Raw genomic sequence first — 16,221 nt, 5'->3', positions numbered from 1 at the left:
AAAGACAATAATAATTAGTGCCGGGAGGATCAGATTGTCATGCGAATTCTATTGCTTGCCATTTTACTCATAGGGACTGCATCGCCCGCAAGTGCCGATCAGCATTACTCAGCGTGGCAGAGTCCAAGCGCTGCATCGGAGCAATCGCTAAGTGGTGGGGAGGATACGAGGCTCCAAGAACTTATCGATAAAATTAATAAATTGGTAGATGAAGCGGAAAAAGCACGCGCCGCTGATCCTTTGTTTATGCGTGATATTAGGGAACTGACCCGGATTTATGATTGGCCGTGGCGGCATAAATTATTCTCCGAGCAGTTCGCCGACGACGAATACAAAACCAATCCAACATGGACGGTTTCGGCTGGGCGGTTTTGGGTCGAGCGCGGATGGGGACTGCGCACGGTGGTCGAAAACGACGAACGGTATCGCCGTGAGAGTGAATATTCAGAGGACGCTACTGACAATGCCACGGGCGGTGATGACGTTGCGGCAAAGATTTTTGGAGAATTCTTAAATCAAGCTTTGGGCGGCGATAGCCGAAGGTCACAGCGCCGACGGCATCGCGAACCTGCACATGCGGTAATCTCTTCAGCTGTGCCGATACACCAAGCGTTTGCCATTTCATTTGAATTCAGTTCTTGGCAAGAAAAGAAAGGGCGATTGATGTTTGGCCCCTATTTAAGAGATTTGCCTAACGCTGGATATAGATTGTCTTATAGTCCTGGTGGAACCTATCAATTGTTGCGAATTACCCGCCGCGGTGCGTCTGTAATCCAAAGCGTTGAAGGCGAGGCTAAATTAGAAGACCGCCGCAAACATCAAATTCAATGGACCCGGGACCATGACGGTCAAACGAAAATAAGCATCGATGGCAAACCGATCATAGATGCCAAAGACCGAGGATTCCGCCGAGAATTTGCCGGCTTCCAATTGTTCAACCAAGGTGGAGATTATATCATCAATAAGGTTATGATTTCGGGCGCTGGAAACTAGCGTTTTTCATGGACGTCTTAGATTTAAGAGGCGAGCCGGTTCCCAAGATTGGCCTGGGCATCGTTAGGCATTATAACGGGCTCGAACCCGGCAGCCAGTTTGATGTGCTCAGCGACATCTATCCAACTGGGCTTTGCATGTGGCTAATCGAAGCCGGCATTCTTCATGAGACTGCCCGGGACAGTGATGCGTGTTGGCGAATTTCGATCACGCGTTCCGGCTCACCAGGCCAAGGAACAATTCCCGGGCTCCATCATGTTGTTGCCAAAGCGGACGGCTCAATCTTTACCTGCGAGCGCGGCGAACGGGTGGCGCGTGTAGACGGTAAATCCGGTAAAGTTGAAGCCGTAAATTCTGTCGGTAAAAAGACGTCTCATCTGGCTGTTCAGCCTGAGGGCGAGCATCTTTATATTTCTGATTTTCTAGATAATTCCATAATCGCCGTTAGGACTGAAGATATGACGGTCGCCCATCGGTGGCCCGCCCCAGGGGGACCTCAGTTACCGATCGTCACCGAAGGTGGAATTGTCGCTGTGACAGGGCCAGGCGGTGGCACCCTAACCATTGTTCGGCCTAACGGTGGAGATGCCGATGTTCAAACGATTAAGATCGGAAGCTGCCCACACGATCCCGAGGTTTCGGCTGACGGTAAAATTATCTACGTGCCCTGCGCTGGCGATGGCGTGGTGGCAAAGGTGGACCTTAGCAATGGGCAAGAACTGGCTCGCATTCCGGTTGGTAACGGGCCGTCGCACATGGCGCGCCATCCTGATGGGGATCGGTTCTATGTAGCCAATTCGTTCTCGGGCGATGTGACCTGCTTTTCTGAAGAAGGTGACGTTTTAGCCCGTGCCGACAGCGGCCCCTGGGCGCACGCGATTTCAATCACCCCGGATGGTCAAAAACTCTATGTCGCTAATTTTTATGACAATACCCTCGCCATCTTCAATCCTGATAATCTAGATCGATTGGCGGTCTTGCCGACGGAAGCCTACCCCCATGGCCTCGACATATCGCCGGATGGGCGGTTCGTTGTTGTCACCGGGTTCTCGTCTGAATTTCTACGCATTCACGATGCCGCGACCGGCGAAGAACGTCATCAAACAGAAGTTGGCGGTGGATCATCTCATACAGCTTTTTTGCCAGACGGTAAGACAGCGGTTGTCGCGTGCTCTGTCGCCGATCATCTGGCCTTCATTGATCTGGAGACAGGGGCGTGTTCAAGGCGGGTTGGCCTTTAGCCTACGTGCAAGAAATGCTAAGAAAGCGCCTCAGAAATTCCTCAGAAAATAATGAGGCCCGTATGACCTGGACTGTTCTTCCCGTGCCCTGCCCAAAATGTGGCGAAGCGCAAAATACGACCCCTGGTGATTTTGATCCGAATGATGTGCCTTTCGGCCCGGTCAGCTGCATGGTTTGTGGTTATGAATTCATGCAGGGCGAGTATCTCCAGGGACTAAAAACCCGGCGCCGTGAATTCGGCCTCGAGTAACAGTCATCCCAGTGTCCATGTCCGTGTCTCAAGAAAAATCCATTGCTCTTCCTGATGTGCCGGCTCTCGTGGTGGGGGTTAAAAAATGTGTGTGGCTCACATCGGATGGGGAAGTGGAAACCTTAACACTTGCCGATGCGGCGCGTCGGTTGCCGGGTAATCTGGGGGCTGCGCCAATGGTCTGCCATCGGGCGTCTTGTGGGCGTCGGCTGAGGACCGGAAGTTTTGCCGGGTTCGATGTATTGGAATTGTTTGCCTTCGTGCGTCCGGCTCGGTTCTGCTTGCCGACAGTACGCGGGATTGCAGAAATCTTGGGTCTCCCCTTGCCACAAACTTTGGAGCAAGAAGCCGAAACCTTGTTTGCAGCAGCGGCCACCCTATTGCGGGAATTGGCCGACCCGGACCGACCGCAAGGGGCCGATGCCGGGCCGGTGGCGCAAGCCATGTCGCGGGCTGGATGGCCCTGGGGGGCAGCGGTATTGGCAGCCCTTGGAACAGCCGAGGCTCCGAAGGATCGCAACCCGGCACGGGGCTTTAAGGTCTGGGAACGGCTCAAGGATTGGGGCGACGTTCAGCACGAAGAACCGCTTGGTAATTGGCCGGTGGAATCTGTCGAAGCCCGTGCGCGGTTGGTTCAGCTATTAGGAGAAAAATCTGAAGAACGACCGCAACAAGTCGATTATGCCTCGAATGTCACGCCAGCGTTTGCGCCCTTGGAACATGAAGGTAACCCCCACATGGTCTTGGCCGAAGCGGGCACAGGTGTTGGGAAGACCTTGGGCTATATCGCGCCCGCCAGTGTGTGGGCGGAAAAGAATGATGGTGCTGTCTGGGTCTCCACCTTTACCCGCAACCTACAACGTCAATTGGACGCGGAACTGGACCGGCTCTATCCCAATCCAAGTGAGAAAGCTCAAAAAGTTGTCATCCGCAAAGGCCGGGAAAATTACCTGTGCCTGCTGAATTTTGAAGAAGCCGTGTCCCGCCTGCCGCTTAGCGGAACGGAAGAGGCCGTGGCGCTTGGACTCATGGCACGCTGGCTGCGCCATACCCGGGACGGCGACATGGTTGGCGGTGATTTTCCGGCGTGGATTGCAGACCTTCTGGGCCGCGGCAGCACGGTTGAATTAACCGACACCCGCGGCGAATGCGTTTATTCGTCGTGCACCCACTACCGCAAATGTTTTATCGAGAAATCTGTCCGTCGGGCGCGGCGGGCGAATATCGTCGTCGCCAACCATGCCTTGGTGATGGTGCAGGCAGCGCTGCATGGGGGCATCGATGGCGCACTGCCGACGCGCTACGTTTTCGATGAGGGGCATCATTTGTTTTCAGCCGCCGACGCAGCCTTTTCTGCACACCTGACCGGACAGGAAGGTGCAGAACTCAGACGCTGGCTTGTGGGTGTGGAAGAGGGCAGCAAGTCCCGGTCGCGTGCCAGGGGATTAAAAGCCCGAATCGATGATCTAATTGTCGATGATCTTAAGGCGGATGAAATGCTCGACGAGGTATTGCGCGCCGCCCGAACTTTGCCATCACCCGGTTGGCGCCAACGCTTAGCGGATGCCCGGCCCGATGGTGCGGCAGAACATTTTTTCCAATACATCCATCAACAGGTCTATGCCCGTGCCGGCGGCAAGGACGCACCCTATTCCATAGAGACCACGACCCAGCCCTGTGTCGACGGGCTCCTCGACGCTGCCGATGGATTGGAAGCTGCCCTTGCTCGCCTTGCCAAGCCGTTGGCTGAACTGCGAAAAATTCTTGCCGCCCAATTGGATTCAGAGGCGTCTGACTTGGATAGTTCTCAGCGCCTTCGAATAGAAGCTGTGGTCCGCAGTCTAGACCGTCGTGGAACCCAACAAGTTCAGGCGTGGCGGTCGATGCTGCAGTCCTTACATCAAGCGACACCAGGTGAGTTTGTCGATTGGTTCAGTGTTGAACGCATTGATGGACGAGACTTTGACATGGGCCTGCATCGCCATTGGGTCGATCCCACCCAACCGTTTGCCGAGGTGGTTGCCGAGCCCGCCCACGGAATTTTGATTACGTCGGCCAGTCTGCGTGATTCAACCGGTGATGATGATACGGACTGGGCCGCGGCGATGGGAAGAACCAGCGTCAATCATCTTCCGTCGGAACCGGTGATGTGGAAAACGCCATCGCCGTTCGATTACGCGGCGCACACCCGCGTTCTGGTGGTTGGTGATGTAAACAAGAACAGTGCGGATGATGTTTCGGCTGCGTACCGTGAATTGTTCCTTGCGGCAGGTGGGGGAAGTCTGGGCCTGTTCACCGCCATCCATCGCCTGCGCGCGGTTCATAAAAGAATTGAGAGCGCTTTGGATGATGCCGGATTGCCGTTGTTAGCGCAGCATGTGGATCGGTTGGATACGGGCTCCTTGGTGGATATATTCCGGGCCGAGGAAAACGCCTGTCTGTTGGGAACCGATGCGGTTCGTGATGGTGTTGATGTGCCGGGAAGGTCTCTTCGATTGATCGTTTTTGATCGGATGCCCTGGCCTAGGCCTGATATACTGCACAAATCTCGCCGTAAGGCTTTCGGTGGACGCGGCTTTGATGAAATGCTCACGCGGCTTAAGTTAAAACAAGCCTTCGGGCGATTGGTTCGCAGGGCGGATGATAGAGGAATTTTTGTTCTTTTGGATCGCGCGATGCCGTCCAGGTTGGCAAGCGCATTTCCAGAAGGTGTGGAACTAGAACGTATCGGGTTGAAGGAAGCAATTGCCGAAACCCGTTCATTTGTTAACAACAAGGTAGAATGATTATGACAGCGCTTGAAGGACACAAAATTGGATTTATCGGCTTAGGTTTTATGGGCGGGCACATGAGCCGCCATGTCATGGAGACTGGAGCTGAGATGATTATCTACGCCCGAAGCGCTGAGAAAGTTAAACACCTCACTGATGCGGGCATGACCTTGGTTGAAAGTCCCCAAGCGGTGGCTGAACAGGCAGAAACGGTGATCATCTGCGTTTCCAATACCGATGCGGTCGAACAGGTTTTGCTGGGCGAAAACGGTGTGTTGGCAGGAGTTGATACAGGCACGCTCGTTATCGACATGGGAACGACTGCGGTTACGAAAACCAAAAGCTTCGCCAAGGTGGTGATGGATATGGGGGGCGACTATGTGGATGCGCCGGTTTCAGGCGGGGCCGTTGGGGCAGAGAATGGATCGTTGACGATTATGGCTGGTGGCAGCGATGAAATGATCGAACGTGCACGCCCTTTGTTTGAAGCCATGGGCTCGCGCCTTACTCATATTGGGGGAATCAGCACGGGCCAAGTCGCTAAGTCCGCCAACCAAGTTATTGTTGGACTGACCATCGGTGCGATTTCTGAAGCGCTGTATCTTGCTAAGCGGGCAGGTGCAGACCCCGCCAAGGTAAGAGAAGCCTTCACAGGTGGCTTTGCAGATTCACGGATTATGGAACTGCACGGTAAACGCATTATCGATGACGATTTTACGCCGGGGGGCACCTGTGTGACACAACGCAAGGATATGGCGGAAGCTTGTTCGCTTGCGGAGGAATTAGGTTTCGAGTTACCCGCGAGTGCATTGAATGGCAGTCTGTATGAAGAGGTGATCGATGCGGGACTGGGCGGGATCGATCATGCGGGGCTTTATAAGTATTACGACCGAGACTGAGGGGTTTCTACGAACCATGTAGCGTCCTTCGAGACGCCGCTGTCGCGGCTCCTCAGGATGAAGTTTTTATTTTAGTTTTAAAATTTCTTCATCCTGAGGAGCGCTGGAAGCGCGTCTCGAAGGACGTCCGAGTAATACTCATAATTCGCTTTACTCATAGAAAAAGGGCCACCCCATCGAGGACGGCCCTTTACTATTTAGCTAAAGCAGCTCGGCGTTACATTCCCATGCCGCCCATACCGCCCATGCCACCCATTCCGCCCATATCAGGCATGGCGGGGGCACCTTCGTCAGGGATTTCAGAGACCATGACTTCGGTGGTGATCAAAAGACCCGCGATGGAGCCTGCGTTTTGCAACGCTGTCCGAACCACTTTGGCAGGATCAATGACACCAGCTTTGACCAGGTTTTCATACTCACCACTTTGGGCGTTGAAACCAAATTCAACGTCTTTTTGTTCCAGCATTTTCCCGGCAACCACGGCACCATCATAACCTGAATTCTCAGCAATCTGGCGAATAGGCGCTTGCAGGGCACGACGGATAATGTCGATGCCGACGTTTTGGTCGCTGTTCGCCCCTTCCAACTTATCGAGAACTTTGGTTGAGTACAGCAATGCGACGCCACCACCGGCAACGACACCTTCTTCAACTGCAGCCCGGGTCGCGTGCAGCGCATCGTCAACCCGGTCACGACGTTCTTTAACCTCGATCTCAGTCGCACCACCGACATTGATAACAGCAACACCGCCCGCCAGCTTGGCCAGACGTTCTTGCAGTTTTTCCTTGTCGTAGTCGGATGCTGTTTCTTCGATCTGCGAACGAATTTGATTGCACCGGGATTTGATCTGCGACGTCTTGCCAGCACCTTCGACGATGGTCGTATCATCCTTGGTGATGATGACCTTCTTGGCCGTACCGAGCATGGTCAGGTCAACATTTTCAAGCTGAATTCCAATATCTTCGCTGACGACTTGAGCGGAAGTCAGGATGGCAATATCTTCTAGCATGGCTTTGCGACGATCGCCGAAGCCGGGGGCTTTGATGGCGGCAATCTTAAGGCCAGCGCGGAGCTTGTTAACCACCAAAGTAGCAAGCGCTTCACCTTCGATGTCTTCAGCAATAATGATCAACGGACGCTGTGATTGAACCACGGCTTCCAACACAGGCACCAAGGGCTGCAAGTTGGTAATCTTGGCTTCGTGGATCAAGATATAAGGCTCATCCATCTCACAGGTCATCTTGGCTGCGTTGGTCACGAAATAGGGGGACGTGTAGCCGCGGTCGAACTGCATGCCTTCGACGACATCAAGTTCCGTGCTCATGCTTTTAGCTTCTTCGACGGTGATAACGCCTTCGTTGCCGACGCGTTCCATGGCGGACGCGATCATCTCACCAATTTCCGCATCACCGTTGGCCGAAATGGTGCCGACTTGAGCGACTTCGGCGTTGCTTTTCACGGTCTTGGACCGTTTTTTGATGCTCGCTGTGACAGTTTCTACAGCCAAATCAATTCCCCGTTTCAAGTCCATCGGGTTCATGCCAGCAGCGACAGCCTTGGTTCCTTCGCGGACGATGGATTGGGCCAGCACGGTTGCTGTTGTGGTGCCGTCGCCAGCGGTGTCACTGGTTCTGGAGGCGACTTCTTTGAGCATTTGTGCGCCCATGTTCTCAAACTTGTCGTCCAGTTCGATTTCTTTGGCGACGGTGACGCCGTCTTTGGAAATGCGGGGCGCGCCGAATGATTTATCCAGCACAACATTCCGACCCTTGGGGCCCAAGGTCACTTTTACCGTGTCGGCCAGAACATCCACACCCGCCAATATGCGAGAGCGGGCATCGGTCCCGAACTTTACTTCTTTAGCTGCCATTTTTTTTGTCCTTTTATCAAACGTAAAACGTTATTTCTTTTTCTTCTTGGTCGTTTTCTTAGGTGCTTTCATCTTTGTTTTCTTGGTGGGCTCGAGAATGCCCATCAGATCAGATTCGTTCATGATCAACAGATCTTTGCCGTCAACTTTGACCTCTGTGCCGGACCATTTGCCGAACAGCACCAGATCACCGGCCTTAACAGCCAAGGGAACGATGTCGCCATTTTCGTTGCGGGCACCGGAACCGACAGAAACGATTTTGCCTTCCGAAGGCTTTTCCTGTGCGGTATCAGGCAGGATGATGCCACCCGCTGTTTTGCTTTCGGATTCAACGCGCTCAACTAGAACGCGGTCATGCAACGGCCTAAACTTCATGCTTATTCTCCATATATTAGGTGACGAAAATTTCGGGTCATTAGCACTCAGCTAATGAGAGTGCCAAGGGTCTAAGGGGGAATGGCCCCAGAGTCAAGAGTGAGTCAAGTTATTGCTTTATCGCCTCTTTTTGCGCTGGGTCCGGTAAGCGACGCTGGGATCGGTGAGAACCTGGTCACGATCCCAAACCGTAATAAAAATGCGCCGGAAGCGATGGACGAACTTTGGCTTGGCGGTGGTGGGAATTGTCCCTTGGTAAGTGATGACTTTGCCTTTTGGTGTCCGTTTCGCCCAGTCCAAAATTCGCGAGTCATTGTCTTGGCCGATGACAGCGATGGGATTTTTCAGTTTGCCCATAAAATGGAATTGGCCGTGATACTTGGAAACGTGAGCTAAGCTGTAGCCTTGGGATTCTAATCGTGCCAATTCACGGGCAAGGGGAACCAGGTCATAAGCCTTGTCCAACATCGGTTTGAGCGCCAAATGAACCGAGATCGCCATGGTGCAGGATAAAATAGTCAGGACGCTAAGTACGCCACCATAGGTGCTGCGGGGAATGGCAATCGCCGCAATTCCAAGGATCAACGGCAGGATCATCCAATTTTGAGCAAGGTCTTTGATATGCTCAGGCAGACGGATCACACCATCCAATACTGGCGCAAGAAGAACGATGCCACTAATGACGATGAAAAGTGTGATGGGAATCCTTTGATGGAGGGTGGTGGTGCCGGAAAGTAGAAACGCCAGCATCAACGCCAAGGCAGGAAAGATCGGCAATAGGTAATGAAGCTGCTTTCCGCTAATCACAGAGAATGCGAGGAATACGGGCACGAACCATGCTAGGCAGAATTTAATGCCAGAGTCTTCGAGCGCCAATCTAAGACCTTGATTGTTCCGCCATGCGGCGCGCCCGCCAATGGCTTTCCAGACCGCAGGCCAAATCAGCCACGGCAGGACCAAGGGTGGGGTCACCGCCAGATACCACCACCAAGGCTTAGCATGGGCAAACGATTTGACCATGCGGCCTGCCGATTGCCCCCAAAAGATCGCTTCGGCGTAAGCATCTCCCCCGGCAATGGCAGCAGGGATGGCCCAGGTTAGAGCCAGGGCAGCGCCGACTAACGTGGCGGCTATAATTCCTAGATACCAGGATCGAAGGTCCGGCGGTTTAAGACTCTGGGGTCTAGATGCGCCCCAAACTGGTGCCAGCAGCGCTACGGGTAGGACATGCAGTAAGATTGCAGGCCCCTTGGCCAGGACGCCGAGGGCGATGGCGATTGCCAGTATGCCAAATCCCGACCATCGCTGACCCTGCCACGCCCGGAGAATCCCAATCAGACCCATAACCGTGAACAGCGCCAGCATCATGTCGAACATGGTTAAGGTCGTGAACAGGGTCCAAAAGATGCAGCCAAGCAGGATGGTTGGTCCGGCGGCGGCAATGTCTTCGCGTCCCGGCCACAGGGTGCGGGCCAGTGTTGCTGTTAGGTAAAGACTTCCCAGCCCAAATAACGGTGCGACCAATCGTGGCCACCAGTCGTTCAGGCCGAAAATCGCCCAGCCTAAATTCATCAGCCAAAATAACAGGGGGGGTTTGTGGCTGTAGGTTTCGCCATTTAAATGCGGGACCAGGAAGTTTCCGTCTCGCCACATTTCCCACGCGACGGCCAGATAACGGGTTTCATCGACTGGCAAGAAAGGCCGGGTCCAAACAGCGACAGCCATTAGCAGCACCCAGAGCAAAGCCCAAAGCAGGCGAGGTGCCATGGGATATCCTGTGGGAGCCATGGCTTAAGCTCCGCTCGTATTGGATTGGTCGGGACTTCCGTTCAAATCTCCCAACTCCCGATCAATCGCATCGTCGAAGCGTTTGCCGTGGCGGTGTTTACGATAGAGGTGAATGCCAAGCAGGCTCGATATGATAAAAAGCACGACGCTGATCGATATCCGGAGTTCCGGCTCGACAGCGATGCCGCTGCCGATCAAGGCGAAGACAACGGTTTGCGGAATGTAGCCGAGCGCTGAGCCACTAAAGAACGGCAGGGGTTTTACGCTGGAAACACCGGCGACCAAATTGACCGCAAGATTGCTGCCAACTGGCAACATGCGAATAAGCAGGGTCATGGTGAATGGATTGTCATGCAGAAAATCGTCGACCCTGCGCACTCTGTTGGGAAACTTTGTGGCCACGAACTCTCTGCCCAAAAGCCGCGCATAAAAGAAGGCGCCAATGCAACCGATGACTGTTCCGCTAACAGCAAGAACGCTACCAAAGATAAATCCAAAAGCATATCCGCCTAAAAATGAAACCACTTGGCGGGGCAGGCCAAGCCCGGTGAAGACGGTTACCACGCCGAGGAATATCAACTCTCCGGTTATGCCGTTGCCGCGAACCGTTTCATCGATCCAAGATTTATCGAGGGAAGATCCAAGTTGAGTTGTTTTAAAGAGGATCACCACCCCAGCCAGAGTGGTGATCAAAACCAATCCGCGAAGCAGGACGCGAAAGCTCATGAATTCACGTCCGCTTCGATCTCTTCAACGTCGGGCTTGCTGGCGCGACGCAAGAGCCACATCACCCCCATCAGATCGCTGATGCCGACCCATAGCCGGTCCAAAGTTCCGTAATTGGAGGTGCCACGTTCTCTCGGACGGTGATTGACGGGCATCGATACGGATCGTCCGCCTCGCCTGATCATCAGGGCGGGAAGGTATCTATGCATGTGGTCGAAGCGCGGCATGTCCATGAAAGCAGCGCGGGTGAAGACCTTCAAGCCGCACCCTGTGTCAGGCGTTCGGTCATTAAGCAACCCGGATCGAATCCGATTGGCAATACGCGAAGATAATCGCTTGATTGCCGTATCCCGGCGTTTGGTCCGGTGGCCAGTTACCAAAAGAAAATCAATGGGCCCTTTGTCCACTTCTTCAAATTTATCCAAAAGCAGCGGAAGGTCTGCAGGATCGTTTTGGCCATCACCGTCCAGGGTCGCGATCACGGCGGCACGTGCCGCTTTAACGCCGCTGGCAATGGCGGCACTTTGTCCCATACTTTTTTCATGATGCAAGACACGCAACGTTGCGTGTTCGGACATGAGTTCAGTCAGAGTGTTCAGAGTCTCATCATCGCTGCCATCGTCGACGAAGATCATTTCAAACGATCCGCCGTTCTTCAGGGCGTCCACAATCTCAGCAATCAGCGGCCCGACATTAAGCATTTCGTTCCGAACCGGAACGACAACTGCCAAGTCTGGGGTATCAGTTGAAGGGGCCATGAGAGTTTACTTATAAAGAGTTGCCATAAATATTAACGGAAAACAGTTCATAGCCTCGCTTATTACACCGGGGATGTCTTCAGAGCAAAGTTCTTTCAAGGGAAAGGTCGCCTCCGCTTAAAGGGATGGCAGAGAATTTAACGCCCTAATTTGATCGGGATACTGGATTGTAGCAAAAATGTCGCTATGGTTAAGAATAATGGTTGGCCCATTATTGGCCTATTGTTGTGACGAATGCGGCAGTGTATAGGGGGCGTGCTCATGGCTACTAACACAACATTTACCAATTTGTTCGGTCGTTCGCCGTTTAAGCCGTTGCAAGAGCACATGCTCGTTATCAAAGAGTGTGCGCGAGAAGTTCCTAAGATATTTCAGGCACTCTGCGATGGCGACGCGAAACGGGTCAAAGAAGTTCAAGCCAAAATTTTCGAACTTGAGAGCAAAGCCGATACCATCAAGAACGACCTACGGGCGCATCTGCCGAAAAGCTTGTTTATGCCGGTGGATCGCCGGGATTTACTAGAAGTTCTGGACCTTCAAGACACAGTCGCGGATACGGCACAGGACATTGCCGGTCTGTTGGTAGAACGCTCCATGGAAGTGCCTAATTCCATGAAATTGCCCTTGATGAATATGGTATCGCGCTGCGTTGACGCTTGTGTTCAAGCTGCCCGCATTATTGGCCGGTTGGACGAATTGGTTGAAACTGGGTTCAGAGGCCCAGAATCAGACGCTGTTTTGGCCATGGTTGATGAACTCAACATGATTGAATCTGATACGGATCGGATGGGGCTTGAATTATCACGCAGTCTATTCGCGCACGAAGATTCCATGAAACCTATTTCTGTCGTGCTCTGGTACGATCTTATTAAAATGATTGGCTCCCTTGCCGACGATGCTGAAAAAATCGGTAATCGTCTGAGGTTGCTGTTAGCACATTAAAATCTTTCAACAAAACATAGAGAAAATATATGGAAATTATCCAAGAATTTGGGACGGTTTTTATCGTCATTGCTATAATATTCGGCCTTTACATGACGTGGGGCATTGGTGCCAACGACGTGGCCAACGTAATGGGAACGTCGGTTGGATCGGGCGCCATAACTGTTAAGACGGCAATTATCATTGCCGCGATATTCGAATTTGCCGGGGCTGCATTGGCCGGCGGTCATGTGACCAAAACCATTCGCAAGGGCATTATTGACCCAGCACCCATCACAAATAATCCTGAAGTGCTGATCTTTGGCATGCTGGCGGCGCTGTTGGCAGCTGCCGTGTGGCTTATGATCGCCTCAACCCGGGGGTGGCCCGTTTCAACAACCCATTCAATCGTCGGCGCAGTCGTCGGTTTCGCGATTGCGGGGATTGGTTTGGAAGCTGTGGCGTGGGGGAAAATTGGACAAATTGTTGCGAGTTGGGTGATCTCGCCGGTACTGGGCGGTGCTGTAGCATTCGTGCTGATGATGAGCATTCGGAAACTGATCCTTAATACCAGCGATCCTTTTGCCATGGCAAAACGATGGGGACCGGTCTACGTGTTTCTCGTCGGATTTATCATTTCCTTGGTGACAATGTTTAAGGGGCTGAAGCATCTAAATTTGGAATTAAGTGTTTCCATGAGCTTCGTAATCGCCGTCGTGTTCGGATTGCTGATTGCTATCTTCGGTTGGTGGTTGATCCAAAAGGTTGAGGTTGATCCAGACGCGGATAAGGAATTCCATTTTGCCAGCGTTGAAAAAGTCTTCGTGCCAATGATGATCTTTACGGCCTGTGCCATGGCGTTCGCGCACGGCTCCAACGATGTTGCAAATGGCGTTGGTCCGATGGCGGCGGTTTATGGGCTGGTTAAATCCGGTGGTGAGCTTACTCAGAAATCGGAAATGCCAATTTGGATTTTGATGGTTGGCGGCGTTGGCATTGTCGTAGGGTTGTCAACGTACGGTTATAAGGTCATGCGCACCATCGGGACGAAGATTACTGAACTCACACCGACCCGGGGTTTCTGCGCAACAATGGCAGCGGCGGCGACCGTTGTTCTGGCGTCGCGCACAGGCATGCCTGTTTCGACAACCCACATTGCAGTCGGCGCCGTGATCGGTGTCGGATTTGCGCGCGGCATCGGCGCCCTAGACCTCCGCGTCATCGGCGGCATCGTCATGTCGTGGATCATCACTCTGCCGATTGGCGGGGTGTTGGCCGCAGTGTTTTATTTCATGCTGCGGGGGATATTTACTTAAAGCGGTGGTTTTAAATTAGGGTACTGCGGTCAGGCTTTACCCGAAGAAAAAATAACACTAGGTTTTTTGAAACCTAATTCTTTAGAGTTTATTTTTCTTGGGGGGAGCCAAATACGATGCCGATGTCCATGTATCATGCGTCCGTGCCAGTTTTTATTAACTTTCTCGGAAACCTACTCGAAATCCAGAAATATGCCGCCGAACATTTTGCTGAGCAGAATGTTGATGAGTCTATTGTCCTTGGCACGCGATTTTTCCCGGATATGTTCCCCTATAATGCCCAGGTACGTCAGGCAACCCAGCACGCCGCTCGCTGTCCGGCAACGTTGGCAGGAAAAGATGCGCCCGAATTACCCGAGGATTATTCCAGCTTCAGCGGCCTAAATGAACGCATCAGCGCAGCAGTAAGTTTCTTGGATGGTTTAGATCCTGCTGACTTTGAAGGCACAGCAGATAAAGACTTCAAATATATGGTCGCTGGCGAAGCTCGTGATTTCAAAGGCGAGCGACTGTTAATGGGCCACTGCCTGCCCAACATCTTCTTTCACGTGGTCACAGCCTACAACTTACTCCGCCACAATGGGGTTAATTTAGGCAAGGATCACTTCATGGGCTATGCTAAGCCCGGCGCTAATTGAACCAGGCTGATTGAACCAGAACGTATAGAATCTTACGACTCCGGCGTTTCCGGTTGTCTTGCCGTCATTGCTGCACGCCATTCCACAAGACGTTGGTCGATGTCATCATCACTCAGTGCTAATATGGAAATCGCTAAAAACGCCGCATTGGCGGCTCCTGCTCGGCCGACGCCCAGTGTGCCGACCGGTATGCCACCCGGCATTTGCACAATCGACAGGAGTGCGTCCATACCGCCCATGAGATTGCCTTCCAAAGGCACGCCAAGAACCGGCAATGTCGTTAAACCAGCGGCGGCACCCGGCAGGGCTGCAGACATACCCCCGGCTCCCGCGATCAACACCTTAATCCCCCGCGCCTTAGCAGACGTCACATACTCTTCCAGCCGTTTTGGGGTGCGATGGAGGGAAACCATTCGAGTCTCGTAAGGGACGCTGAGTCGATCTAGAATTTCACCACTGTGGTTCAATGTTTCCCAATCGTCCTGACTGCTTACGATAATGCCGACAACGGGTTTGGGTTCGGCCATTTTTTTGTCCTCGTTTGGTGTCGTAATTTTGAATTCTACAAGACGAGCCTAGGGTATGTATTCTTCTGCACCCAATTCTTTCGCATCTTGGTCGTCGCCCCGGAGCTCTATAACATTTAGATCAGGATCGCGGATGAAAATGGAGACATGGCCACTGGAAAACACCACGGGACCTTGGCGAATTTCAATACCGTTTTCGGCCAATGTTTCCATCGTTTGTTTCAGAGACTCTACGTTCCAAGCGACGTGGGTATAGCCGGGAATTTTTTCCGGCACATCCATGAGTATATTTTTGCCGCCTTGGTCATCGTTCCCATTGACCACCAAGTTGATTTCAACATCAACGTCGTTCTTAATTTTGACCACGGCGTCGCCGGTCGCACGCCAAAAAAATTTAAAGCCAAGCACTTCATAAAATTTTAATGCGCGTTCTTCGTCGGCGACGCGAATTCCAACGTGATCTACATTTTTAATTTTAATCATCGAAGACGTGTCTCCCTACTGCAATGGAGAGAACGGTGCCGCTAGGCAGAGTTTGTTCTCCTGATACCGCAAGCCGCCTTTTGGCGAGCCCTTTGGCGGCCAGATGCCTTTGGCGAGCATGTCAGCACGAACCTCGGCGCGGTGGGCAAAATCTCTGTAGGCCCAAATATGAACATATTTGCTAAGCACGCCGGTGTCGGTTTGCATGGCAATGACGAGGGTCGATGCCTTGCGGCGTTCGTCGATTGATTCTTCCCAGCCCTTCATAACCGCCGGCATCATTCCTGTGGTCACTGTATACTCGCGCCACTCGAACAGCGGTCCTAAGTTGCCGGTACCAAATTCGCCCACAAAGGGAAATGGCGTAAAGATCTCCGACTTTTGATCGACGATGAATTCCGCCCCTTTAGGCGGCCAGTGGCCGGATTTAACGGCTTCAGCACGAATGCGATCACGCTCTGCGTAACTTTCATAGGGCCAAATGTGAATTACTTCGTTTAGAGGCCCGACTTCGGTGAAAAGAAACGCAGACAATGGAGAAAATTCTTTACGTTTTTCATAGGCCTCGCCAAAGACATCAAGGAATTGCGGGACTGACCGTGGCTTCAAGCGATAACTTCTTACTTCGTAGATCATGTTTCATTCTCCGAATTATGCGTTGTTT

The 16,221-nt window shown here is 52.7% G+C and carries 16 protein-coding genes; 8 read left to right on the top strand and 8 right to left on the bottom strand.

Features of this window, described 5'->3' with window-relative positions; translation table 11 throughout:
• The first annotated feature begins 39 nt into the window (after window positions 1–39).
• The 5 genes from HOM51_00645 (at window position 40) to HOM51_00625 (ending at window position 6,155) form a co-directional block, all read left to right on the top strand.
• Window positions 40–993: a hypothetical protein gene (locus HOM51_00645; protein ID MBT5033000.1), complete on the top strand. Its 954-nt coding sequence runs from the start codon at window positions 40–42 to the stop codon at window positions 991–993.
• Between the two features lie 8 nt (window positions 994–1,001).
• On the top strand, window positions 1,002–2,234 hold the full coding sequence (locus tag HOM51_00640) for a beta-propeller fold lactonase family protein (protein MBT5032999.1): 1,233 nt from the start codon (window positions 1,002–1,004) through the stop codon (window positions 2,232–2,234).
• Between the two features lie 62 nt (window positions 2,235–2,296).
• On the top strand, window positions 2,297–2,485 hold the full coding sequence (locus tag HOM51_00635; protein ID MBT5032998.1) for a hypothetical protein: 189 nt from the start codon (window positions 2,297–2,299) through the stop codon (window positions 2,483–2,485).
• Between the two features lie 17 nt (window positions 2,486–2,502).
• On the top strand, window positions 2,503–5,271 hold the full coding sequence (locus tag HOM51_00630; protein MBT5032997.1) for an ATP-dependent DNA helicase: 2,769 nt from the start codon (window positions 2,503–2,505) through the stop codon (window positions 5,269–5,271).
• Window positions 5,268–6,155, top strand: coding sequence for an NAD(P)-dependent oxidoreductase (locus tag HOM51_00625; protein MBT5032996.1), 888 nt, complete (start codon window positions 5,268–5,270; stop codon window positions 6,153–6,155). Before HOM51_00630 ends, HOM51_00625 begins: the two co-directional genes overlap by 4 nt.
• Before the next feature lie 217 nt (window positions 6,156–6,372).
• Here the strand turns inward: HOM51_00625 and groL are convergent, their stop codons facing one another.
• From groL to HOM51_00600, 5 genes are all read right to left on the bottom strand, one after another.
• Window positions 6,373–8,025: a chaperonin GroEL gene (gene groL, locus HOM51_00620; GenBank protein ID MBT5032995.1), complete on the bottom strand. Its 1,653-nt coding sequence runs from the start codon at window positions 8,023–8,025 to the stop codon at window positions 6,373–6,375.
• A 30-nt stretch (window positions 8,026–8,055) separates the two neighbouring features.
• Window positions 8,056–8,400: a co-chaperone GroES gene (gene groES, locus HOM51_00615; GenBank protein MBT5032994.1), complete on the bottom strand. Its 345-nt coding sequence runs from the start codon at window positions 8,398–8,400 to the stop codon at window positions 8,056–8,058.
• A 117-nt stretch (window positions 8,401–8,517) separates the two neighbouring features.
• The gene (locus tag HOM51_00610) at window positions 8,518–10,188 is read right to left on the bottom strand and encodes a glycosyltransferase family 39 protein (GenBank protein MBT5032993.1); all 1,671 of its coding nucleotides are present in this window, start codon (window positions 10,186–10,188) and stop codon (window positions 8,518–8,520) included.
• 3 nt (window positions 10,189–10,191) lie between these two features.
• A complete protein-coding gene (locus HOM51_00605) occupies window positions 10,192–10,914 on the bottom strand; it encodes a TVP38/TMEM64 family protein (protein ID MBT5032992.1) in 723 nt (240 codons plus the stop codon).
• On the bottom strand, window positions 10,911–11,672 hold the full coding sequence (locus HOM51_00600) for a glycosyltransferase family 2 protein (GenBank protein ID MBT5032991.1): 762 nt from the start codon (window positions 11,670–11,672) through the stop codon (window positions 10,911–10,913). The genes HOM51_00605 and HOM51_00600 overlap by 4 nt, the downstream gene beginning before the upstream one ends.
• 261 nt (window positions 11,673–11,933) lie before the next feature.
• Between HOM51_00600 and HOM51_00595 the strand changes: the two genes are divergently transcribed.
• The 3 genes from HOM51_00595 to HOM51_00585 all read left to right on the top strand — a co-directional run bounded on the left by HOM51_00595 (window position 11,934) and on the right by HOM51_00585 (window position 14,547).
• The gene (locus HOM51_00595) at window positions 11,934–12,614 is read left to right on the top strand and encodes a TIGR00153 family protein (protein ID MBT5032990.1); all 681 of its coding nucleotides are present in this window, start codon (window positions 11,934–11,936) and stop codon (window positions 12,612–12,614) included.
• A 29-nt stretch (window positions 12,615–12,643) separates the two neighbouring features.
• A complete protein-coding gene (locus HOM51_00590; protein MBT5032989.1) occupies window positions 12,644–13,909 on the top strand; it encodes an inorganic phosphate transporter in 1,266 nt (421 codons plus the stop codon).
• A gap of 116 nt (window positions 13,910–14,025) precedes the next feature.
• On the top strand, window positions 14,026–14,547 hold the full coding sequence (locus HOM51_00585; GenBank protein MBT5032988.1) for a DUF1993 domain-containing protein: 522 nt from the start codon (window positions 14,026–14,028) through the stop codon (window positions 14,545–14,547).
• A gap of 32 nt (window positions 14,548–14,579) precedes the next feature.
• Here HOM51_00585 and purE read toward each other — a convergent pair whose 3' ends face one another.
• The 3 genes from purE to HOM51_00570 are packed head-to-tail and all read right to left on the bottom strand — an operon-like array spanning window position 14,580 to window position 16,193.
• The gene (purE, locus tag HOM51_00580) at window positions 14,580–15,074 is read right to left on the bottom strand and encodes a 5-(carboxyamino)imidazole ribonucleotide mutase (protein ID MBT5032987.1); all 495 of its coding nucleotides are present in this window, start codon (window positions 15,072–15,074) and stop codon (window positions 14,580–14,582) included.
• A gap of 48 nt (window positions 15,075–15,122) precedes the next feature.
• Entirely contained in the window at window positions 15,123–15,557 is a 435-nt protein-coding gene (locus HOM51_00575; protein MBT5032986.1) for a VOC family protein, read from the bottom strand.
• Between the two features lie 15 nt (window positions 15,558–15,572).
• Window positions 15,573–16,193, bottom strand: a complete 621-nt coding sequence (locus tag HOM51_00570) for an NIPSNAP family protein (protein ID MBT5032985.1) — start codon at window positions 16,191–16,193, stop codon at window positions 15,573–15,575.
• Window positions 16,194–16,221: the final 28 nt, after the last annotated feature.

The organism is Rhodospirillaceae bacterium (genome assembly GCA_018660465.1).
Classification (GTDB): domain Bacteria; phylum Pseudomonadota; class Alphaproteobacteria; order Rhodospirillales; family JABJKH01; genus JABJKH01.
The sequence above is the reverse complement of the archived record's forward strand: the minus strand, read 5'-3'. Positions and strand labels throughout refer to the sequence as shown.